The organism is Algoriphagus taiwanensis (genome assembly GCF_036245645.1).
Taxonomy (GTDB): Bacteria; Bacteroidota; Bacteroidia; order Cytophagales; family Cyclobacteriaceae; genus Algoriphagus; species Algoriphagus taiwanensis.
In genome coordinates this window covers 11,799-35,239 of the sequence record NZ_BTPE01000001.1, presented here as the reverse complement: position 1 = coordinate 35,239, position 23,441 = coordinate 11,799, and the positions used below count along the sequence as shown (strand labels likewise).

The 23,441-nt window shown below is 44.0% G+C and carries 13 protein-coding genes and 1 tRNA gene; 5 read left to right on the top strand and 9 right to left on the bottom strand.

All coding sequences use genetic code 11. From position 1 onward, the window contains the following. Positions 1 to 86 precede the first annotated feature (86 nt). Positions 87 to 1,754 (top strand): LVIVD repeat-containing protein, encoded by a 1,668-nt coding sequence (locus AAA938_RS00110; protein ID WP_338226612.1) that lies wholly within the window; start codon positions 87 to 89, stop codon positions 1,752 to 1,754. A 59-nt stretch (positions 1,755 to 1,813) separates the two neighbouring features. On the opposite strand, the gene AAA938_RS00105 is transcribed toward AAA938_RS00110, so the two are convergent. The 3 genes from AAA938_RS00105 to AAA938_RS00095 all read right to left on the bottom strand — a co-directional run bounded on the left by AAA938_RS00105 (position 1,814) and on the right by AAA938_RS00095 (position 8,331). Next, complete coding sequence (locus AAA938_RS00105) at positions 1,814 to 6,151, bottom strand: hypothetical protein (RefSeq protein ID WP_338226611.1); 4,338 nt, start codon at positions 6,149 to 6,151, stop codon at positions 1,814 to 1,816. A gap of 173 nt (positions 6,152 to 6,324) precedes the next feature. Further along, positions 6,325 to 6,450, bottom strand: a tRNA-Asp gene (locus AAA938_RS00100). Between the two features lie 849 nt (positions 6,451 to 7,299). Further along, the gene (locus AAA938_RS00095; RefSeq protein WP_338226610.1) at positions 7,300 to 8,331 is read right to left on the bottom strand and encodes an RluA family pseudouridine synthase; all 1,032 of its coding nucleotides are present in this window, start codon (positions 8,329 to 8,331) and stop codon (positions 7,300 to 7,302) included. A 45-nt stretch (positions 8,332 to 8,376) separates the two neighbouring features. On the opposite strand from AAA938_RS00095, the gene AAA938_RS00090 reads away from it, so the two are divergent. Continuing rightward, on the top strand, positions 8,377 to 9,306 hold the full coding sequence (locus AAA938_RS00090; RefSeq protein ID WP_338226609.1) for a 1-aminocyclopropane-1-carboxylate deaminase/D-cysteine desulfhydrase: 930 nt from the start codon (positions 8,377 to 8,379) through the stop codon (positions 9,304 to 9,306). Here the strand turns inward: AAA938_RS00090 and AAA938_RS00085 are convergent. Genes AAA938_RS00085 through AAA938_RS00075 form a run of 3 tightly spaced genes read right to left on the bottom strand, consistent with a single transcriptional unit; the run spans position 9,285 to position 13,226 of the window. Continuing rightward, the gene (locus AAA938_RS00085) at positions 9,285 to 9,920 is read right to left on the bottom strand and encodes an AlbA family DNA-binding domain-containing protein (protein WP_338226608.1); all 636 of its coding nucleotides are present in this window, start codon (positions 9,918 to 9,920) and stop codon (positions 9,285 to 9,287) included. The genes AAA938_RS00090 and AAA938_RS00085 overlap by 22 nt on opposite strands. Positions 9,921 to 9,940: 20 nt before the next feature. After that, on the bottom strand, positions 9,941 to 11,983 hold the full coding sequence (gene uvrB, locus AAA938_RS00080; RefSeq protein WP_338226607.1) for an excinuclease ABC subunit UvrB: 2,043 nt from the start codon (positions 11,981 to 11,983) through the stop codon (positions 9,941 to 9,943). A 43-nt stretch (positions 11,984 to 12,026) separates the two neighbouring features. After that, positions 12,027 to 13,226, bottom strand: a complete 1,200-nt coding sequence (locus tag AAA938_RS00075; RefSeq protein ID WP_338226606.1) for a lipoprotein N-acyltransferase Lnb domain-containing protein — start codon at positions 13,224 to 13,226, stop codon at positions 12,027 to 12,029. Between the two features lie 120 nt (positions 13,227 to 13,346). On the opposite strand from AAA938_RS00075, the gene AAA938_RS00070 reads away from it, so the two are divergent. The 3 genes from AAA938_RS00070 to AAA938_RS00060 all read left to right on the top strand — a co-directional run bounded on the left by AAA938_RS00070 (position 13,347) and on the right by AAA938_RS00060 (position 17,507). Beyond that, positions 13,347 to 15,572, top strand: coding sequence for a T9SS type A sorting domain-containing protein (locus AAA938_RS00070; protein ID WP_338226605.1), 2,226 nt, complete (start codon positions 13,347 to 13,349; stop codon positions 15,570 to 15,572). Positions 15,573 to 15,708: 136 nt separating this feature from the next. Further along, complete coding sequence (locus tag AAA938_RS00065) at positions 15,709 to 17,022, top strand: gluconate:H+ symporter (protein WP_338226604.1); 1,314 nt, start codon at positions 15,709 to 15,711, stop codon at positions 17,020 to 17,022. A 20-nt stretch (positions 17,023 to 17,042) separates the two neighbouring features. Next, positions 17,043 to 17,507, top strand: a complete 465-nt coding sequence (locus tag AAA938_RS00060; protein ID WP_338226603.1) for a RidA family protein — start codon at positions 17,043 to 17,045, stop codon at positions 17,505 to 17,507. On the opposite strand, the gene AAA938_RS00055 is transcribed toward AAA938_RS00060, so the two are convergent. From AAA938_RS00055 to AAA938_RS00045, 3 genes are all read right to left on the bottom strand, one after another. Continuing rightward, positions 17,504 to 18,895, bottom strand: a complete 1,392-nt coding sequence (locus tag AAA938_RS00055) for an MltF family protein (protein WP_338226602.1) — start codon at positions 18,893 to 18,895, stop codon at positions 17,504 to 17,506. The two genes, AAA938_RS00060 and AAA938_RS00055, sit on opposite strands and share 4 nt — an antisense overlap. A 137-nt stretch (positions 18,896 to 19,032) precedes the next feature. Beyond that, complete coding sequence (locus AAA938_RS00050; RefSeq protein ID WP_338226601.1) at positions 19,033 to 20,379, bottom strand: TolC family protein; 1,347 nt, start codon at positions 20,377 to 20,379, stop codon at positions 19,033 to 19,035. After that, complete coding sequence (locus tag AAA938_RS00045) at positions 20,379 to 23,441, bottom strand: efflux RND transporter permease subunit (protein ID WP_338226600.1); 3,063 nt, start codon at positions 23,439 to 23,441, stop codon at positions 20,379 to 20,381. Before AAA938_RS00045 ends, AAA938_RS00050 begins: the two co-directional genes overlap by 1 nt.

Sequence of the window (23,441 nt, the reverse complement as noted above, 5' to 3'; positions counted from 1 at the left end):
AGCCAATTTCAAAATATTATTTTGTATTTATAAGAATTTTAGAATTTAATTCCATTTCAATGTATTTAAAAAACAATTTCATAAGCATGAAACGAATTTTCAATGTAAAAACCTTAAGGACATTATTTGCCTTATCCTGGGTAGCAATTGCTGTTTCTTGTACCGATGACCCGGATTCTCCCTCCGACTCTTCTATTCTGATCAATACAGACAGCGAGCAGCTGAGTCAGAGACTTACTCTGGATGGAACCGGAGTGGTAGGGATCACAGCACCTTCCAATCCTTCCGGAAGAGTATTGGATGATGACGATGCAGAAAAAATAAGCTTAGTCCTAATTTCCCAGGCTTCCTCTCCGGAATATGAGGGAAATACTCTACAGGCTACCCACGTGGATATCGATGACGACTACGCCTATGTAGCTTACAATACTGCGGGCCCCACCTACTTGGGAGCTGTTGAGATTTTGGATATTTCTGATGCCTACAAGCCAAAGATTGTATCTCAGGCCATTTTCAGAAACGCCGATATCAGTGCCTTGGAGTATCGGGATGGGCTGTTGTTTCTCGCTATGGCCATCGATGTAGATCAAAGTGAAGTCAGTGACCCGGCAAATTTGGGGGTAGTATCCGTTTCCAACGGTCAGTTTACTTCCGATTTCCGGTTTTTCTCTGTCCCCGGATTTGTGGCTACCGATGTGACAGCCACCTCCCAATTCACCGCTTTGGTCAGCGGAAGTAATGGAACGCTGACGCTTTTTGACCGAAATCTAAACAAACTGTCGGAGACTCCTGGAGAAGATCTCAGAAGCGTAGCCTTTGGAGAAAACCGACTGGCTATCCTGAGTGGAACTCAAGGAGCGGCAATTCTAAACCCTAACTCCCTCGCTGAGGTGACCCGAATTTCCTTGGAGGCAGATGAGGCTCAAGCCAAACGAACTCTGGAAATTGAAGACGATCATGTTTTTATCGCTTTGGGTAGGAAAGGTGCCGGAATCTACCGGCTTTCCAACGGAAGAGAAGAAAGTACTCTACCCATCCCTATCAATCCTGAAAATGTGGAGCAAGGAGATATCGTGACCAATGCAGTTTCGGTGGATGATGAGCTTCTTTTTATGGCCAATGGGGCAGCGGGAATTTCTGTGGCAGATGTGGATGATGCTGATGAACCGGAGCTCTACGGTGTCCTTGACCTGGACGGATCTTCCAATTTTGTGCGTTTTGAGGATAAATACATCTTTGTGGCCACAGGGCAAGGCGGGATACAAATACTCAAAATTGTGAAAGATGATGACGATGATGATGATGACGACGAGGAGGAAGGAAACGGGGAGATCAACTGTGTAGGTCTTCCTGCTTACCGAGGGAGCTCCAACCTGAATATCAACGGAAATGAAAATGCTGCCTTCTCCGGATCTGCCCAGCTAAAAAATGTAAACATTGGCGGAGAATTCCTTTTCTGTGGCTCACTCGCAATCGAACAAAACCTAAATGTCAACAGCAATGGGCAGATGACTGTTGTGGGATCATTTGCCTTTGGCCAATACCGAAAAAACACCAGTCTGAATGTCAACAGCAACGCCACCCTCAGGCTGTCTGGTTCTACGGTAATCTACGGGGACCTGAGACTAAACAGCGGTGCCACATTGGAGTTTGTCGGAAATGACAATACCATAACTGTCTATGGGGATGTTCAAATCAACAGTGGTGCTCGTATCATAGGAAACTTTAAGGATACCGAAGACAAACTGGATTGATCAACAACCCTTTTCATCAAAAAACCCATGCAATCGTCAAAATTGCATGGGTTCTTTTTTTACTCTTCCTCTTCTTTCCTCAATTCCTTCGGCACTTTTGCTCTTCCCAAACCGAAGGTTCCTCGAAGTCCACTGAATGTGGCCTTCCACCAGGCACTGAAAACAAATTTGCTTTTGTCCCGCTCTTGGAAAATTCTTCGAGTCACCACTTTCCCTTTTCCACCGCGGGGATTGTTGTTTTTGGCCAATAAATTAGCCCCAAACGTATAGATTTTCAGTTTTCCCATTCCCCGATCGAGGGTCAGACTGTCGAGAAACTGGACTTTCAAATCGGTATATCCAAAACTCATCCAACCTTTGGCAAAATCCTGATTTAACCTAAAATTCCATTCCCCATCAGTTACCGTACCATCCACTGCCTCTACAAATAGGGTCTTAGAGAGAAAATCATTGGCTTCTGTAAAAGAAAAATCTTTCATGCCAACATTAACGTCCATCGGGTAATTCTCCTGGAAATACATTTCAGCATTGAGTTCTACCTCTGACTGATCCATGATTTTGGCTTGAATCCCTATCCTTGCCTTGTCCAGAGGATATTCTTCATCTTCCTTCCTAAGGTAAAATGGCGCCAAATCCAATTGAATCTGATCAAAGCTGATCATTCCGGGAAGATGTCCTTTCGGTGCAAATTCATAATACCTCACCCGTCCATCTCTAATCCTTATCGAAAAGATATCCGCTGATACCTTTGCATGACTCATCAGAAATTGAGGCATAGGCTTATAAATTGACAAATCCGGTGGAAGCCGCTTGTCACGGAACAAATCGATCTCAGCGCCTGAAATACTCAGATTGTTAGCCTTAATTTTTCCATTTTGAACATATTCCAAGGGATCCAAACCTTCCAGTCGAATACTGTTGACCTTTGCCGTAACTGCATCAGTCTGGAAAGGCAGCTTTCGAAGCAATGCATAATTCCCCAAAATGGGCCGGTAATAGACACCCTCAAGAGCCAAATTGCCATTTTCGTAGGCTATAGACTGGAGACTCACTTTGTAATTGCTGTCAGGAGTATCAATTTGGTATCCCTTTAAGGAGAATGCAATATTCTTTTTGACCAGATCCTCAATGTTCACTTTTTGTTCTTTGTCCATCAGATCCAATCCCAAATCTTTGATCCGGAAATCTATTTCTGGAAATTTCAGCTTGGGATCCGGCCCGATTCCCTTTTTATGGATTTGAACTTTCCCGTTTTCCAAAAGCAAATCTCCCAAGAGAAAAGAATCTATCAATTGATTCCCTTTTTGCTGTTTGGGACTGGATTTGCGTGAAGATTTTAGAGTATCCAGATATACATCAACTTGAGGATTGACAATTCGGACTTCCCTAAAGTCAAGTTTTTTAGTATCCAGGATTTCAGGAAGCTTATTGTTTCGAATAGCCAATTGATCAATTTTTGCTTCAATCACAGGACTACCACTTTTTCCAAAGTGATCCTTTGGGGTGATTTTCAAATCCGAAAAAACAACCTCCTCCTTTTGCGACCCAAGACCCACATTGGAGAAGCTGATTGTATGTACACTATCCGGCAGGGCAAAGAAGAAATCTTTGAGGTCCAAATTGGCTGAAGAATAGAGGGAGCTTAAGTCCGTATTGCCCATTAAGGTATCCAGATAAAAATCCTGAATCAAAAAATCAAATCCTGTACGTATCGACTGACGAGAGTCATTTTCACCTAGATAGAGAAGTTGGATTTGAGAATCTACCGCTTGAATGGAGTCAATCCGAATCAATTCTAAAGATTTTCGGGCACCTTTCTTTTTAGGCCCTTCATTTTCCGCTACCGATACTTCCTGATCGATCCCTATTTCTACGAGTCCCTTATCGATTTCAAGCTTTTGTAGATTAAGAATATTATCAAAAATGAACTCCTCAATATCCACTCCCCTTAAAATCACCTTGGGAAAATTCAATCCCAGGTTCAACCGACTGTTGGTGTTTTCTCCAGGCTTGAGAATCAAATGGTCAAAGAGAATCGCCTGATCTTTTGAATTATAATTCAGAAAATCAGTCTCTACACTATACTTTCCACCAGCTAGATTAAATGAATAATTATTGAAAGTAAGATCAATCTCCTCTGAAAAAAGCGTTTTTTCGGTAAATGTGGTATCAGCGGGACTTAGGTAAAAGTTTTTAAGTTTTAGGGAAAAATCATCTTCTTGAAAGCTACTCTTCTTATCCTCAATTAAACTTTGGAATTTGATCTTCGCCTGACCCAAATTCAGGGAATCAACCTGAATGGAATTGAAATAACCCAATAAGACATCCTTGATTTCGGAAGTGGACTGAAGGGATTCCCCTTTATCAGCCTCCTTCTTTGCCCGATATGCGGAGATTTCAAATTCCGGGTTTGGCATGTTTATCAGATTCACATCGAGCACCTTTTCCATCAATGCCGCCTTGACATCAAGTCCTACAGCCTGAAATGAAGGGACAAACAAATTGATGGCAGAGGTCTTCCCATAGGTGTCAAGAAGGGATTGAATCTGATCCGGAGATTCGGGCCTGATGCTCAAATTCCTTAATGCCACCAGACTTTTACGGGAATCAACCGTAAGCTGATCCGCAAGAATGACATGAAGATTATCTTTGATTTTCAAGCGGTAATCATACAAATCCAAGGATATTTCCTCTGCATATATCTGATCTTGGATAGGCAAAGAAGAATCTGCATTCAAGGACAAGTCATCCAACAAAAAACTAAACCGATCAAAACCAATATCATTGCTTCTCCTGCCTCTTGCATCGGTAAACTGCACGGTACCCTCCCTTACCTCAAAAGAACCGATGTTGGCCTGGTTTAAAAATCCTGAAATCAGTTCATTAGTAGATACTCCTTTTGGTTTTTCCTCAGCATTTTCCAATTCAACCAACTCAACACTTGGTCGGTCAATCAGGAGGCTACTAACATTCAAAACGCCTTCATTGTAGAGCTTTTTGAGGTCAATATCATCAAGCAAAAACTCGGGTAGGCTTATTTTTAGCAGATTTTTGGGGGACTTAGACTTGATACTTTCTTCTCGGGGACTTAGAGTAAAATTTTGGACCAGCAATTCATCTTTGAATGAGGAGACAAATATTTTCTCCCCCTGAATCAAATGGATATCATCACCGAGGTACAGACTTCCCCCGTCTATTTCCATGGAAGCATCCTCCCCATAAAAAAACTGATTCTCTTTTAACAGAGAATCCTGCCCAAGATAAAACTTGATCATTTTGAAATTGAGCCGATCAAGTTCTATTCGACTCTTGAGCGTATCGGCAATCTGGGATTTGACAAATTTGCCATCATTGATTGACAGCTCTTTAATTTTCACTGAATTGAGAATTCCCTGAATGAAATCATTTAGATTCCCTGATGCCAAACTGTCCTTGTGAGGATTGGGATTACTTGCTACTTTAAAATAGGGTTCATTTAGAATCAATTCGTCAATTTCCATTTCGGAGGTCATAAAGGCCTTATTCAGATCTACATTCCCCAAAAGGAGTTTTTCCAGATTTACTGTGTAGTAGGCCTTACTCTGCTGCTTTTCATCGGGACGAAGAGAAAAGGTGGTGATATTTACCAAATCATCGAGTGAAGAAATAAATACTCGCTCCGCTTCCAGCGAGTGTACCCCATCAGGCAATGCAAACTTGACCTCATCCAACTCAAATTCGAAGCCTTCAGCATTGAAGGGAGTGGTCCATTCTTCTTTGGTAGTGAGATCAATATTTTTTATTACGAGAGAAGTATTTTCTGCATCAAGATTCCCCTTGCTCAAAAAATTGAAAAATAAGACGTTGGCATGGTTGATCTCAACTTCATCAATCCGAAACGCCCCAAGATTCATTTTTAAAATACTTTTTCTGATTTCCTGCTCAAGAAGTTTAACCGGAGATCCTTGTCTATTTTCTTTAATTTTCAGAGTATCTTTTTTCTCGTTTGCGGCAAGACTTAGCTCAACGCTGGGATTATCCAGGTAGATTTTACCTATAGTAAACTCTTTTTCAAAAAAGTCAAACCAAAGCCCTGAAAACCCAACCTGGTCCAATTTGATGTCAAATAGGGCCTGATCTTCATTTTTCAGATCAGAATTGATTGGCTGAAGAACCAATCCATCAAGGAAAAACCCTCTTCTAATTAGCGAAAAATTAAACCGGTTAAAGTCTACAACATATACATCATGTGTCGCCTCATTTATTTTCCGTTGGGCATAGCGGGAAAGGAAAATATTCGACCCGAAATACAACAAAAATTCCAACATGAGTAGGATCAAAACTCCCTTCAAAAATAAGGCGAGAAGTTTTTTACGTACAGGATGTCTGAGGTGCTTTTTAGCGGATTCCCGGGACATGCGGAATGGAGGTAATTAACACAGAAAAGATACTCACAAATCCTGATTATTTGCAATTCACAACAAATTACCTCCAAAAATCAGGTCAATACACCACTCATTTACCTTTCTCAGCACACCCCCATTGTCCTCTATTGCAAATAAAAAAAGCAACATTTCTGTTGCTTTCAGTTTGGCTGTAGGAGAAGGATTCGAACCTCCACGGGGCAGTTAGGCTAAAGTCCGGTCGACGCTCGCTTTGTGCTGGGCTCCCCACCCCCGAGACAGGAGGGCTTGTCTGCCAATTTCAACATCCTACAGGATCGTGGTACTCTGGTAAGGAGTAGGCTCTTTTAGCCTTTTGTCTCTAACTTACTGAAAATCAAAAACCTCTATTATTCGTCGCGTAATCGATTGAGTAAATAGAACCATTTGATGCTTCAAAATTAGAAATCAGATCGATTTATTAAAATTTTTGCAAGTTTTATTTTATTTTTTTTCATTTTTCTTATTCTAAAAGCCTTTTTGATACCTATTCAATAATTGAAGAGATTCTTTTTGCTTGTGAATTAGAAAATCGAAAAAGAAATCAAAAGCTTACAAGGAGTACTCTAATTTGGGCAATAAAAAAACCATGAAATAAAATTCCGTGGTTTTAGTCAATTAACAATAAACCCAAAATAACCTGCTGTAGGAGAAGGATTCGAACCTCCACGGAGTAGTTAGGCAAATTACGAGCTCGCTAATTGCTTTATCCCTCCCGATAGCTATCGGGACTCCACCCCCGAGACAGGAGGGCTTGTCTGCCAATTTCAACATCCTACAGTATGAAGTAAACTTTTTAGCCGTTTGCTTGATTCAAATATAGGGGGTCAAAACTCTATTTTGCAAATTTTCTAAGAAAATGATTGAATTTTTATACTTTTTTTAATGAAAACGATTGATTTATGATCATTTATTAATTTCTAGCCTATTTTTCTGATTCATTTTAGAAAAATCGCAATGAAAAAATCAGTGATTTTCTGCCTGTTTTTCAGAAAAAGTCGGATTATTTGATAAAAATCTATTTTAAGCCCTTCCTTTTTACAAAAATGCAAATCACTCTTCCCGCAAGACAAAGATTTTGCAGGAAAAGAAGGACTAATTCCTATAATCCCATCCTTCCAAAACTATTCAAACTGCACATAGGCTTCCCATTTCTCCAGCACTGCAGAAAAATCAGCAGGCAAAGGAGCTTCAAAGTACAGCTTTTCCTGAGTGACAGGATGAACAAAGCCCAAACTCATCGCATGCAATGCCTGTCGTGGCATCAAGTCAAAACAATTTTGGATAAAGGCCTTGTACTTTGCAAACTGGGTACCTTTTCGGATTTTGTCTCCACCATACATGGCATCATTAAAAAGTGGATGACCAATAAAGCGCATATGGGCGCGAATCTGATGGGTTCTTCCCGTCTCCAGATTGCATTGAATCAGACTTACATACCGCAGGCGCTTGAGGACTTTCCAATGGGTGACTGCATGCTTTCCCTGACTTCCGTCCGGAAAAACATCCATGACCTTTCGATCTTTGGCACTTCTCCCCACATGGCCAATAATAGTACCTGAATCCTCCTCAGGCTCGCCCCATACGAGGGCGATGTACGTTCTCTCGATGGTATGATGAAAGAATTGAGCAGCCAAAGGGGCCATGGTTTCCTCCGTTTTGGCAATGACTAACAACCCGGAGGTGTCTTTGTCGATCCTATGTACCAATCCGGGACGGCCCACATTGCCCTTCATCTCCGGTAAATGCTGAAAATGGTAGACCAGACCATTCACCAAAGTACCCGTCCAATTGCCATGAGCCGGATGCACAACCATGCCCGGAGGCTTATTGACTACCAAAAGATGGGGGTCTTCAAAAATGATATCCAAGGGAATATTCTCCGGAATGACTTCCGTATCCCGGGGTGGTTTTTCCAGCAAAACCCGGATTTCATCAGCAGGCTTGATTTTATAATTGGACTTGGAAGACTGCCCATTGACCAAAATGGTACCTGCATCGATCGCACGCTGAACCCGATTTCTAGTTGCATTGGCGATTTTCTCAGTCAAAAATTTATCGATCCTCACCGGAGATTGTCCCTTGTCCACCACAATTCGATGGTGTTCATAAAGCTCTAACTCTTCTTCTTCGAAGTCTTCTTCCGGTTGCATCATGCCGTAAAAATAGGAGGATAGCGCTTAACTTTGGTGAAAACTCCCATGGATTCCTCCTACCCACCCAGAATTCAGCATCTTTACCATGAACTTCTTGAGCAAAAGAAGCTCGAAATGGCCATGCTCAGGCTGGACAAAGTACATCCTTTGGTATCAGGAAATAAATTTTTCAAGCTCAAGTACAATCTACAACAGGCTAGGAATGAGGGCAAATCCACTGTCTTGACCTTTGGAGGAGCATTTTCAAATCATATTCATGCCACTGCTGCTGCCTCTCAAATGGAGGGATTCAAATCCATTGGAATCATTCGAGGCGAAGACACAGACTCAAAGAATCCGACCTTGGCCTATGCCAAAGAAAAGGGAATGGAGCTCCACTTTGTAGATCGGAATACCTATCGAGAAAAGAACACCCTCCCCGTCATTGAGGACTTAAAACAAAAATTCGGAGACTTTTACCTGATTCCTGAAGGAGGAACCAACCAACTGGCCATTCAAGGAACAAGCGAAATTTTGAGTTCAGAAACCTCCGCTTTCACTCACCTTGCCACGCCAATCGGAACTGGAGGCACCTTATTGGGTTTGGCTGCTTCCCTTCTCCCCTACCAGACTTTGCTTGGAATTTCCGTGCTCAAAGGGGAATTCATCCGGCAAGAGCTAGATAATCTGGCTGCCCATTATCAAGTTCAATCAAAGGGGCAAGTTCAAATTGAAACTCAATTTCATTTTGGGGGCTATGCCAAGTGGAAGTCGGAATTGATTGAGTTTATCCGATGGTTTTGGAAGGAATTTCAAGTTCCTCTGGACCCGATCTATACCGGAAAAATGGGGTATGCTATCTGGGAAAAAATCAAAAACGACGAATTCCCTCCCCACGCCAAAATCCTCCTCATTCACACAGGAGGCCTGCAAGGAAGCCAAGGCTTCACCCACCGCACAGGGATTGAACTCCCCTATTCTTTCAAAGTGAAATAATCCTCTGATTCCTGGGGATGGACCTGCAAAACATTGGCAGTCACGAGGCGAACCAAGGTTTTGGAAGCCAAAAAGATAGGAATTCTGGCCAAGCGAGAATATTCACGAAGGGTAATTTTCTCCTTTTCTCCCAAGGCTTTCATCAAAAGCTCCTCTTTTCGGCCATAGGTAAATACTGTGTCCTTTGGTGTTCGCCCTTTTTTCAAAATCTCCCAAACCTCCCGACTCGCTTGGATACTGCGATCAGCCACTCGAACGTAGGCCTGCTTTTTTTCCTTTTCCTTCAAAAAGTGGGGGCGATCCGGGCTCAATGGAATCTGAAAAACGGCCACTCCTTTCTTTTCCGTCAGTTTTAATATCGTGCATTCCACCTGAAGCTTGGGGAAAATCAGGGAATCAATGGCTTTTTCCATGACAAAAACCTCCTCCTCGATAAATCGCTGTCCACTTACCGTTCCATCGTCATCCACACCAATCAACAAATTTCCCCCTGCTGTATTGGCCAAAGCAATCACTTCCCTGACAATCTTTTCTGGGAATGCTGCTTTCTTTTTAAACTCAATTTTCAGCCCTTCCCCTTTTGCGGCAAGAGCCCTTACATCCTGAAGGGTCATGGTCTTCGTTTGGATTAAGATTAGGAACCCAAGGTTCGGGAAAGCTCCTCGAGTCGTTTTTTCTGAGCCATCCATTCATCTCTCAGACGGGCAGCTTCCATGAAATTCAGCTCTTTTGCAGCTTTTTCCATTTGCTTTTGGGTCTGCTCGATGAGTTTTTGGAGTTTGTCTTTGCTGAGGTATTGCACCACTGGATCTGCAGCGATTTGAGCTTCACCAGGCATGGGTTCTGCATAGACTTTCGCGTTTTTCTTGGAATCCGCCACTTTGGTCTGTCCCATAATCTTGTCTCGGGACTTGATGACTGTGGTAGGCACTATGCCATGTTCCTCATTATAGGCCATCTGCAAAGCTCTCCTTCGCTTGGTCTCATCGATGGCCATACGCATGGATTCAGTAATCTGATCCGCATACATGATTACCCTCCCTTCTGAGTTTCGGGCAGCCCGACCAATAGTCTGGACCAGGGATCGCTCATTTCTGAGAAAGCCTTCCTTGTCCGCATCCAAAATGGCTACAAGCGCTACTTCAGGCAGATCCAATCCTTCCCTGAGCAGATTCACCCCGACCAATACATCAAATATCCCAAGACGGAGTTCTCTGAGAATTTCCACCCGATCCAGGGTCTTTACTTCTGAGTGGATGTATCGGGATTTTACTCCTGCCCTTTCCAAAAACTTCTGCAACTCCTCCGCCATCCTTTTAGTCAGGGTGGTTACCAGTACTCTTGCTTCTGTTTTGATCGTCTGATCAATTTCTTCCAGCAAATCATCAATCTGATTTTGGCTGGGTCGCACCTCGATGGTTGGATCCAAAAGACCGGTAGGCCGGATAATCTGTTCAACAACCACCCCTTCGGTCAAGGCCAATTCATAATCTGCCGGAGTTGCCGACACGTAGATCACTTGCCGGGTCAGTTGCTCAAACTCATCAAATTTCAAAGGACGATTGTCCAAGGCAGAAGGCAATCGGAACCCAAAATCTACCAGGTTTACTTTTCTGGATCGGTCTCCTCCCCACATCGCGCGGATTTGAGGAACAGTGACATGGCTCTCATCGATCACCGTCAAAAAGTCATCCGGAAAATAATCCAGGAGACAGAATGGTCTCATTCCAGGGGTTCTACGGTCAAAATACCGGGAGTAATTCTCTACCCCGGAGCAATATCCCAGTTCCCTGATCATTTCCAGATCAAACTCGGTCCTCTCCTGTAGCCGTTTGGCTTCAATGAATTTGCCTTCTTTTTCAAAGAAATTAACCTGAGCGACCATATCGTCCTGGATCTCATTGATCGCCTGATTGATCGTATCTCTCCCTGTGACAAATAGGTTGGCTGGGAAAATGGAAATAATCTTTTCATCATTCAGCTTCTTTCCTGTAGCAGGATCTATTCGCTGAATGGCTTCGATCTCATCACCCCAGAAGAAAATCCGATATCCCCAATCCGCATAGGCTACAAAAATATCTACCGTGTCCCCTTTCACACGGAAAGTGCCGTGCGTCAGCTCATTCTGTGTCCGGGAATAGAGAATATCCACCAATTTGAAAAGGAGTTGATTTCTGGGAATTCGATCCCCCTCCTGTAGTCGGATTACATTTTTCCCAAACTCCTCCGGATTACCAATACCATAAATACAGGAAACAGATGCCACCACAATCACATCTCTTCTCCCGGTCAGCAAGGCAGAGGTAGCGCTCAATCGAAGCTTCTCGATTTCCTGATTGATGCTCAGGTCCTTCTCTATATAGGTACCTGAACTTGGGATAAAGGCCTCTGGCTGATAGTAATCGTAGTAGGAAATAAAATATTCGACTGCATTGTCGGGAAAAAACTGCTTGAACTCCCCATAAAGCTGAGCAGCCAGGGTCTTGTTATGACTCAAAACCAGAGTGGGTCTTTGGGTTGCCTGAATCAAATTGGCAATGGTAAAAGTCTTCCCCGAACCGGTCACCCCCAGCAGAACCTGAGCTGGCTCTCCGGCATTTACCCCTTCGGCCAGTTTTTCAATGGCTTTGGGCTGATCTCCTGTAGGCTGATAATCTGAGGTGAGTTTGAATTCCATAGCAAGGGTTCAACACATGAAACAGGGAAAAAGGTTTGATTTTTTAGCCGTTCAATCCGGTCTTTTTCCCTTGATCCAAATTGTAATACAAGAAATTGGCCCTTAGAAACAAAACCAAAAACAAGGGAACCAAGCTGGGGTGAAAGGATTGAAATCCCAAAATCCAGATCAACAAAGCAAGTACCGCAAGAACCAAGGCACCCAAAAGATATTTGCCTATCCAAGCTGCTTTATTTTTTTTCAAAAGAGCAATAGCCAAAATCAAATGCCCCGGGAATGCCCAAAGCAAATTCCAGTTCCATTTGGTAGCGGAGTGATCGGTGAAAAACCAGAGAAAGAGGACTAAGAATCCCAAAAGACCCAATACCCCAAAGAAAACCACATCCAGTCCCAGGCTGATCTTTCCCTTCTTTTTATCCAAAAAAGTAAAAACCCCATAAATCACCGCTACCAGCCAAAAGATCAAATAAGGATTCATCAGGCTAAATGAACTGCTGGCCTCTTCAGGAAACTCAAGAATTATTCGGGATTCTCGGACAAGTGGACGAGTGGGGCCATCCCCCTCAATCGTAGCTCGGGCAAAGGCCTGCTCCATATAATCGGGCAAGTATTGTTCTTCTCGCTCGGTAGCATCCCGATCGATGACTGCTCCCAAGGCCAAGTCGATCCCCAAATCCGCCCAAGGAAGTGGATAAACATACTCATCGATCAGATTTCTGAAGGTTTTTTCTTCAGGATTGACCGGGTCATTCCAGACTAGCTGCTTTCCAACGGCTATCTCAAAGGCATCCCTGATTTTGGTAGCACAGTTGTTGAAGAAGAAGTCGTATTTGTAATACCTCCGAGCCGGGTCATATTGGGCCTCAAGATGCTGAAGGAGAAAGTCTTTTTGCTCCGCACTTAAGTCCAGCACCTGCTCTCTAATTTCTCTTTTGTCCCGATAATACTCCACCACAAACTGATCGTAGGTGGTCACACTGAGCATGTAATTCAATTTACCCGTGGCAAATTTCCCGTAGAAGTTTGGCGTCTGGAAATCAAAAGTGCCATAGTTGAAAACCAAGTCTTTTCCCTGCGACCCAATCTGCCGGATACGGATGGCACTGTGACCAAAGCTGGAATACAGCTCCTCTCCCGGTCCACAAGTCAACAAACTCACTTCGAACATCTGGGCTTGAACATGACCTAAAGCCATGAAAATCAAGAAAAAAAAGATTGAAACGATTTTTTTATTTCTACTCATTTTTTAAATTGAACTACTTTTTAAATCCCATTTTTTATGAGTGCATTGAGCTTTATATTTTGCTGCAATCCTCTTTTTCACTGCCGAATATACAGGATTATCCTGGCAGTTGGTGGAATCATGTGCCTAGCAAAACCAACCCTTTCGCAAGAAATCGGAGCCTACAAAACAATCGCAAGCGGAACTTTTCAGAATATAGCTATTTGGGCAGAATGGGATGGGAGTTTGTGGGTAGCTGCCACCACCAAGCCCAATGCCTCCACGGATATTTACATCGATCAAACTCATACGGTGACCCTATCAGGGAATGAGGAAGCCAAAAGTGTCTTTATTAACGCTGAAACAGGCGCGGGACAAAAACTCAACCTCAACAGCTTTAATCTGAATGTGTACGGAAGCCTGCATGCATTTGCAGGTCCGGCACCGGGCATACCCGGAAATGCTTGGAACAGTCAAAATTGGATAGGAAACTCCGTCGGAAGTACGCTCACCTTTAAAGGAAGCAGTAGAACGCTGGTAGAAAAAAACAGCTGGAGTGCCCAAACTACCCAAAGCCGGTATTCGGTCATTTTTGAGGCAGATCCGGGAGAACTCTTTTTGATCGAAAGCCCATTCAAGGCACTTTCGTTTACAGTCAGGTCTGGGGCTGTTTTACAGAAAGTAGACACCTCAGTAAACCCCAATGTGTGTTTTACCCTGTCCTTTAACACAGAAACTACCGTTTTTGGAAGCGGGCCTTTTGGTGAATTAGTAATCGAAGCTGGGGCTACTTTCATTTCTGAGTGCAATGCCAACATTCTCAATAGATCCACCAGCAGCACAATCAGTGCATTAAACTTTGATTTGCAAAATGGAGGCACGCTGATATTAGAAGGCAGCAATCCAAGAATTGAAACCGCTAATTTTCAATTGAATGGGAAAATTATCCATCGGGGAGGAAGCTCCCCCAAGGCTTTTCTCTCCAATTCGTACCCAGATGCGGCTACTCCGGCAGCAGTCCGAGACATAGAGCTTCAGGGAAGCCAAAATCTAACGCTTCCTACCAGCCTGACCCTCTTGGGAAATCTGGAAAAATCAGGATCTGGAAACTTCGACGCTTCCTCCACCCAACTTACTTTATTTGGCTCATCCAATCAGGAGATTTTGGGCTTTTCACTCACGGTAAGAGATCTCACTCTCAATAAATCCGGCGGAGTATTTCATCCCAATTCAAATCTCACCATCACTCGAAACCTTTCGCTGATACAAGGAGTCATGGACCTGGAGGGGAACAATCTATTGATCAATACCAGTAATTCGGGAGTCCTATCTCATTCCGGAGGGAGATGGAGAAATGTTGGCAAAATGACCTATTTCGGCCTTCCGGCTACACTCACTCCGGGCAATGCTACCTTTCCTTTTGAAGATACTCAAAACGGAGGAACCCGAAAAGTGCAGCTGCTAGGCCCCTCTCCAGGCGGGAATCTTTCCATCCAGTTTACAGAATACAGGGGTGCGGATTTCAACCCGGGATTTAACGATTCGGACGGGACCCCAATTCTTTATCGGAAATTCAGCTTTTTCGAGTTCTCTGACTTTTTGCCGGGAAGTACTCCGATAGAAATGAGAATTTCGGCAGATCAGCTGATCGTGGGAGATGTCACAGACCTGAGGATAGTCGGCACCGGATATCCTGCTCCCGGATCCAATCTAATAGGTCAGGATCCTGTACTACTTTGGGCAAGAAGGGAAGTTACTTTTTCACAATTATCAGGGGTCAATTTTACCGTGGGGAGCTTTAGGACTACCAGTATTCTTCCCCTAAACTGGTTAAAACTAGAAGGCGCAACCACCCCATTGGGCAATAAAATCAGATGGTCAGTTAATAGCGAAAAAGAAATTCTGTTTTTTGAGGTCCATAGACTGGATTTCTACACAAGGAAATGGGAAAAAGTAGGAATTATAAGCCCTGATGAACAGAAAAAAGAAGTCAATGATCTTGAATTTTTGGACCAAAGTTCCAAAAGCTACCTTCCTTATGCCTACCGAATCCTTAAAGTCAACTATTTAGGTGAATACAGCTGGAGTGAGGTAATCCGATTGGATCCCCTTAATCCATCCCATTCCAAAGACATTACCATCTATCCAAACCCCTACTCAGGAGGTAAACTGGGTCTGAGACTTCCAGAAGGTTGGGTTAGGAATCCCAAAGTCATTCTTCAAAATTCCCTTGGTCAGACTCTTCTGGAGGATGTTTGGGATGAATCTCTTTTCACCCAATTTATCCAAAACCTTCCGGCAGGGTTGTATTTCTTCGGGCTGGAATACGAAGGGGATTTCATTCAAAAAAGATGGATAAAAAAGTGAGAATACTTCCCAGGAAAGGCTTAACCCCGCTTCCAGTGATTTGGGAGAATCATTCAATTTGAACTTGAATTGATATCCTTAGAAGATCCTAAGCCGGGAGATTTCCTTATATTTCTTGCTTAACCCCAGCCCCACTATGACCTTTCTTCTGGTATTGCTATCCATCGCAATTTTGGTTCTGCTGATTGTATGGGCCAAGCTCAACCCCTTTCTTTCTTTTCTGATTGCTTCCATCTCAGCCGGCCTGATGCTGGGATTGCCCGCAGATCAAGTAGCCCGATCTGTCCAAAAAGGAATGGGAAGTCTTTTGGGAGATTTGGTCATTGTGATTGTGACGGGAGCAATGCTGGGCAAGCTAGTGGCAGAAAGTGGGGCAGCGCAGCGGATTGCAGGATTTCTTATGAAAATTTTCGGGGAAAAATACATCACTTGGGCCATGGCCTTCACTGGTTTAATTGTAGGGATTCCTCTGTTTTATAATGTAGGCTTTGTGCTGTTGGTGCCTTTGGCCTTTACCGTTTCCTATCAATTCCGCCTTCCGGCAGTCTACGTGGGAATGCCTCTTTTGGCAGCTCTCTCGGTCACCCATGGTTTTCTGCCTCCACACCCTTCTCCGGCAGCTTTGGTAGCCCAGTTCGACGCCAATATGGGTTTGACCTTGTTTTATGGCTTCATCATCGCGATTCCTACGATCATTATTGCGGGGCCGGTCTTTGCCCCTTTCTTGAAAAAAATCAAAGCCACACCCCTTCAGACTTTCCAAGCTGAACCCAAGCCTGAAAATGAATTACCAAGCATAGGAAATAGCTTGTTTACGGCTTTGCTTCCTGTACTTCTTTTGGTGGGGACTACGGCTTTGACGCTAGACCTTCCCAAAGAAAGTCCATCTGCTTCCTGGATTTACTTTCTTGCCGATCCCGGAGTGGTGATGTTGGTTTCCTTGCTCTATGCTACTTTTTCTCTTGGACTTCGCAGAGAAACGAGCATGTCTCATCTGATGGAAATCTACACGGTTGCCACCAAGGATATTGCCATGATTCTCCTGATCGTGGCAGGCGCAGGGGCATTGAAGCAAATATTTACAGATACCGGAGTGAGTCAGACCATCGCTGAGAATCTTCAGACTTGGGAAATGCACCCGCTGATATTGGCTTGGTTGATCACCTCAGTCATTAGAGTATGTGTAGGTTCGGCTACCGTGGCAGGATTGACTACAGCCGGCATCATCGCTCCGATTGTAGGTACTATGGACGTCAATCCCAATCTATTGGTGCTTTCTATCGGCGCTGGAAGCTTGATGTTTTCCCATTTCAACGACGGAGGCTTTTGGATGTACAAGGAGTTTTTCAATGTGAGCATCAAGGATACAATTAAATCCTGGTCTTTGATGGAAACTATCGTGGCTGTTGCCGGTCTGATCGGGGTTCTGATTTTGGATCTATTTGTCTAAATTCCCCAAAAATAAACGCTATGAATACCCCTGAACAGAATTTTGCAAAATTGGGATTAGAGTTACCACCCGCCCCAAAACCCTTAGGAGTTTATAAACCCTGCCTCGTAGATGGCAAATACCTCTATCTTTCCGGACATGGTACGGTGAAGCCTGATGGAACTTTGATCATCGGAAGAATCGGACAGGACTTGGATATCGAGCAGGGAAAAATCGCAGCAAGGCAAGTAGGCCTAGCCATGCTGGCTACAATCAAAGCTAACTTGGGCAGCTTGGATAAGGTCAAGCGGGTGATTAAGGTCTTGGGAATGGTCAATTGTGTTCCCTCATTTGAGCGTCATCCCTATGTCATCAATGGATGCAGTGAGCTATTTGCCGCTGTGTGGGGAGAAGAAAACGGAATTGGGGTTCGATCAGCAGTGGGAATGGGTTCTCTTCCAGACAATATCCCTGTAGAAATCGAAGCATTATTTGAGCTTCATTAAGGGGAAATCAGGCTCCGATAGGAATCATACAAAGCCAAAATGTCCCGGACATAATTGACCGCTACGTGGCCCTTTGCATAACCGCTTTTCACAATAGGGTCACGGTAGTAGTCCGGGTCACTTTTTAGATTCAAAAAGTAAGAAACCTCTTTCCAGCTCTGAGTATTTTTCCCATACTTCATGGCCAATCTCCAGGCATCTTCCACATGACCTTGGCCCACATTGTATGATGCGAGGATGAATTTGACCCGTTCGGCTGTCTCCGGTACCCGCTCCATCCAGAATTTGTCCAAGTACTGAAGATACCTCACTCCTCCTCGAAGGGATTCTGTGGGATCATTGGGGTCTGTGACCCCGAATCGTTCCAGAGTAACCGGCATCAACTGAAGCAATCCCTCTGCCCCAGCATAGGAAACCGCCGAGGTATCAAAGCCAGATTCCTTGTAAACCAAAGCAGCTAACAACCTCCAATCCCAACCCAATTCACGGGCATTTTGCTGAATCAACTCATCAAATACAGAGATTCTATTTCCTCCCAAAGAGGAAAAAGGACTGTTAATCCGGTAGTAGCTGTTTCGGGAGCTGAGAAAATACTTGGCATAAACCTCAGGGATAAAACGCTTTTTCTTCTCGGCAAGCCAGGTATTGATGGCATCTAAAAGCTCGGGAGAGTTTTTCCTTACCGCCCAGTGAACTGTGCCATCCTCCGACACCTTTAGCGAAGCATCCAAGTCAGGATAATAGGTTTGATTGGCTTTGGCAATATTTCTGTCAGCTACGGTCCATTTGATAGTGCCATCAGCTACTTGGTCTATCAATGTCTCCTCGTGGACATCAGAGACCATAACCGTGAAACCTAGTCCAAGCGAATCCTTGATACTGTTTAGTTGCTTATTATATACAGTGCTTTTGCGAACATGGATGGTGTCTCTTCCAATTTCTTCCCAAGTGACCGGCTTTTCGATTGGCTTTTTCCCAATCACCAAGGTGCTCATGGTGCCCAAATAATGGGTGAATGCAGCTTTTCTGGAGCGATCCACACTTGGCTCCAGGTTCATGGCTATCACGTCTACCTTGCCTTCGTCAAGTTTTTCGAAAGCTTCTTGGATATCCGATACAATAACAAACTCGACCTGGAAACCGAGATTTTTCCCAAGATCTCTCAGAAGTTCAAACTCATAGCCCATCCTGCGGCCGCGATAGATATAATATGAAGTGGAATTGTTGTCGACTGCTGCGCGAATACTTCCCCTTTCTTGAATTCCGACTAAGTCTAATTGATAGGTAGAGTTTTCACTTCGTTTCAATCTTTCTTCAAAAAAAGTACACTGCACTCCCGAGAGTAGCAGGAAGAGCACAGAAATGATCGTAGAAATAAATTTCTTCATGCCTAAGGGGAAATTCCCCTGATGGTTCAAGGCCCCTTTGGCAAAGGCTGTGCCAAAACAAAATTTAAGGGTTTCTTAAAAAAAGCAAATAAAAAACGGAGCCCCTTTTGGAGCTCCGCTTGTGGAGAAATTGAAGATCAGGGATTTACCGAAAAATCTTCATAACTGTTTTCGAAGAAAATTTTGCCACTGAGTCTCATCAGTTCTATTTCCTGCTCTTTAATAGAATAGATAGAAGTAATCAGCCTGTTTTCTGCAGTCAGGAGGTTTACTTGAGCATCCCTGAATTCCAAATAAGAAGATATCCCCAATCTGAAACGCTCCAGGGCAATTTCAGAGTTCTCTTTCGCCACCTGATAGTTGACTTCTTCGATTTTGAGGAGCTGGAGATTTTTTGTGTAAATGTTATAGGCTCTTTCAATATCTGATCTTAGCTGAATCTCATATTGCTCGAGAGAATAATCCTGAATCCGTTTGTTGACTTTGGCACTTTGTATTCTCCGGTTAAGGGTAAGTCCACTAAACAGATTAAGGGTAATATTTCCTCCATAATTGATCCCCTGCCGCTCATTTTGAATTAGAAACCCCGCGTCAGAGTTAAATACCGTGTTTGTGAAACTGGAGTTTAAATTAATGGCAGGAAGCCGTGATGCTTGCAGTTCTCTTATTTGGAGATAGGCATCATTATTCAGCCGCTGATTGACCAGCAAAAGCTTATTTTCAACGAAGGCATTTTCAATCAGCGTTTCCAAAGAGAGTCTTTCACCGATGGTGATTATGGAATCTTCCGGAATAAACTCCGCACTTGGATCAATCGCCAAAAGCTCATTTAGATTTACTTTGGAATTCTGAATGACCTGTTCTTGGGTAATCAAAAGGCTGGAATCTGAATTGTAATCCACTTGAGCAGTAAGAAAATCCCGCTTTCCCGCTCCACCCAATTCATATTGGGCCTGAGCGATATCCAGACGTGCTTTACTCAATCGGAGCGTCTCTTTTAACACATTGTATCGCTGAAGTTCCAAAATCAGGCGATAATATGCGGTAGAAATGCTTGCCACAGTATTTTCCACTATGACTTTGGAATCCAATTCACTGATTTCGGTCAATACTCCCAAGCGCTTCATCGTGACAATAGTCTCAGGTCTGAACCCATAGACTCCGACTACACTGTAGGACTTATTCCGTGATTTTGCCCCATCAATCTGTCTGGGATTTTCCGGATCGTTGACGAATGTCTGGGTCACATCCTCGGTACCAAATGACCGAAGATAGGTAGCATCGATGACTGGCATGAAAAAATTGCCTACTCCGATCCGCTTATCCAGCTCACGGATATTTACATTCTCCAGTCCAATCTTGATTTGCAAATTGTTTTCCAAGCCCATCTGCACCGCTTTTTCCAAATCAAGGGTTTGCTGGGAAAAAGCATGAAACTGGACTGAGAATACGCTCAATAGAAATACGAAAGAAAGCTTTTTCATCAAATTCTGGCTAGTCTTCCTTGCTTGGAAGTGAGATAGGTGTAAATGGCCGGGATAATAAACAGAGTCAAAACAGTGGCAAAGGTAAGTCCTCCGATGACTGCTGCGCCCATGGGAACTCTACTTTCAGCTCCAGCTCCCAGAGCTAAAGCAATAGGAAGAATTCCCAAAATAGTAGACAAACTGGTCATCAAAATCGGACGGAATCGGGCCACCGCCGCACCGAAAATCGCTTCCTCTATCGGCATTCCCTGAGCCTTCCGCTGATTGGCAAATTCTACAATCAAAATCCCGTTTTTGGTCACCAAACCAATCAACATGATAATCCCGATCTGACTGAAGATATTCAGCGTAAATCCGAATAACCAAAGGGTCAACAAGGCCCCAAACAAAGCCAGAGGAACCGTAAACATAATTGTCAGCGGATCCAAGAAACTTTCAAATTGGGCCGAAAGAACCAGATAGATCAAAACCAAGGCGAAAATAAAGGCAAAGATCAAGCTGTTTGAGCTCTCTCGGAATTCTTTGGAAGGACCGGAAACATCGGTGGAATAGGTATCATCCAAGACCTCTGAAGCGATTCGGTCCATCTCATCCAATCCGTCTCCGATGGTGTACCCTTCTGCAAGGTTGGCTGATACCGTGGCACTCACAAAGCGATTGAATCTGTACAATTGAGGTGGAGTACTGTTTTCTCTTACTTTCACGAGGTTATCCAATTGGACCAATTGCCCATTGTCCCCTCTGACATAAAGCATGCGAAGGTTGATCGGTTCATTTCGATCCTGAAGTTGCATTTCTCCCACCACCTGATATTGCTTGCCATTCATGATGAAGTAGGCAAAGCGCTGACCAGAGTAGGAAAGCTGCAGGGTTCTGGCAATTTCCTGCACTGACACTCCGATATTTCGTGCACGCTCCCGGTCGATTTCGATTTCCAATTCAGGTTTGGTAAACTTCAAGTTGATATCAGAGAAAATAAATGCGGGGCTTTTGCCCACCTCATCCATAAAGGGAGGAATAGCCTCTTTCAATTTCTCAATAGTAGGCGCCTGAATCACATACTGCACCGGAAGGCCTCCGCGTCTGTTACCGATAGAAACCGGCTCCTGGGCAAATGCTCTCACTGAGGTTTCATTTCTGAGCTTGGCATTGACCTGATTGAAAATTTCCTTCTGGGTTCTCTGCCTCTTTTCAGCATCGGTGAGGAAAAGACGGATAAATCCTGAATTAGTATTGGCTGTGCCAAAACCCGGAGAAGTTACCGAGATTACTGTTACTCGCTCTTCCGCAGGCAATTCCTTTTGGAAATCCTCCACCAAGTTGTCAATCACCCGGTCCATATAGCCGAAAGTAGCTCCTTCCGGTCCGGACATATTAATTCTCAATTCGGCCCGGTCCTCAGTAGGAACAAGCTCAGTCTGAAGATTAGTGAACAAGACATATATTCCTCCTGCCAAGGCCAAAACCAGCAAAAAGGCCAAACCTCTTACTTTCATAAATGCGGCTAGAGCTTTCTCATACAGGTCATTCAACCACACATAGAATGGCTCAGTCAAATTGTAAAATGCAGTTTGCTTTTCTCTCCGCTTGAGCAATTTGGAGCTCAGCATAGGTGTCATGGTCAAGGCCACAAAAGACGAAATAATTACTGCACCTGCGACCACAATACCAAATTCCCTGAAAAGCCTTCCTGTGGTACCGGTAAGGAATATCACCGGAAGAAAAACTGCTGCCAAGGCTACTGTGGTAGCAATTACCGCAAAGAAAATCTCCTCAGATCCTTTCTTAGCAGCCTCCAATGGCTTCTCCCCTTTCTCTATCCGGGCGTAGATATTTTCCAAGACCACAATAGCATCATCTACCACCAGACCAATCGAAAGCACTATACCCAAGAGAGTCAGTACATTGATAGAAAAGTCCAAGAGGTACATGATGAAAAATACCCCAATCAATGAGATCGGAATCGTCAACACAGGAATGAAGGTGGTTCTCCAGTCTCTTAAAAACAAGAAGATAATCGCCACCACCAGGATAAACGCCGTGATGATCGTCTCCTGAACCTCAGCAATGGACTTTCTGATGTATTCGGTAGAGTCAAAGCCGATTTCCACACCTACATCCTCTGGCAGGTCCTTTTCAATCTGACCCAGTCTTTTGTAAAATTCATCGACTATCTCAATATTGTTCGAACCCGGAAGCGGTACCAGGACCACTGCTACCATAGGAACTCCATCCCGCTTCAAAACGGTTCGTTCATTCAGCGCAGCGAGTTCTGCCTTTCCGATATCCTGAAACCGGACAATATTATTTTGATCCTCTTTGATGATCAGATCATTAAACTCCTGAGGAGAACTGAGTCGGCTTTTTGTTCTGACGGAAAGCTCAATGTTAGCCCCTTCGATTCGTCCTGAAGGCAACTCAAGGTTTTCACTTTGCACCTTTTGCAAGACATCCAAGGGAGTAATGCCATAAGAAGCCATTTTCAGGGGATCCATTCGCAGTCGAATGGCATATTCCTTTTCACCCCAGATCTGAACCCGGCTTACACCAGGTATAGTCTGAAGTCTTTCTTTGAAAATCTTATCTGCAATGTCGGATAGCTCCAGCAAGCTTCTGTTGTTGGACTTTACATTGACTGCCACAATAGGCTGAGAATCTGCATCAGCTTTGGATACTACGGGAGGCTCTGCATCGGGAGGTAGATTTCGTTGGGCACCGGCTACCTTATCCCGGACATCGTTGGCAGCGGCTTCCAAGTCTGCCCCTACATCAAATTCTACCGTGATATTACTTCTACCGTCAGCACTGGTAGAAGTCAGGGATTTGATTCCTTGAATTCCGTTGATTTGCTCTTCGAGCGGTTCGGTGATTTGGGCCTCTATTACATCCGCATTGGCGCCGACGTAAGTGGTACTGACATTGATCACCGGCGGGTCCACGCTGGGGAACTCCCGGATACCAAGCAGAGATATCCCGATTCCCCCAAAGAGGAGAATCACGAGAGACATCACTATGGCCAATACCGGCCTGTTGATACTTAGATTAGAAAGACTGGCCAT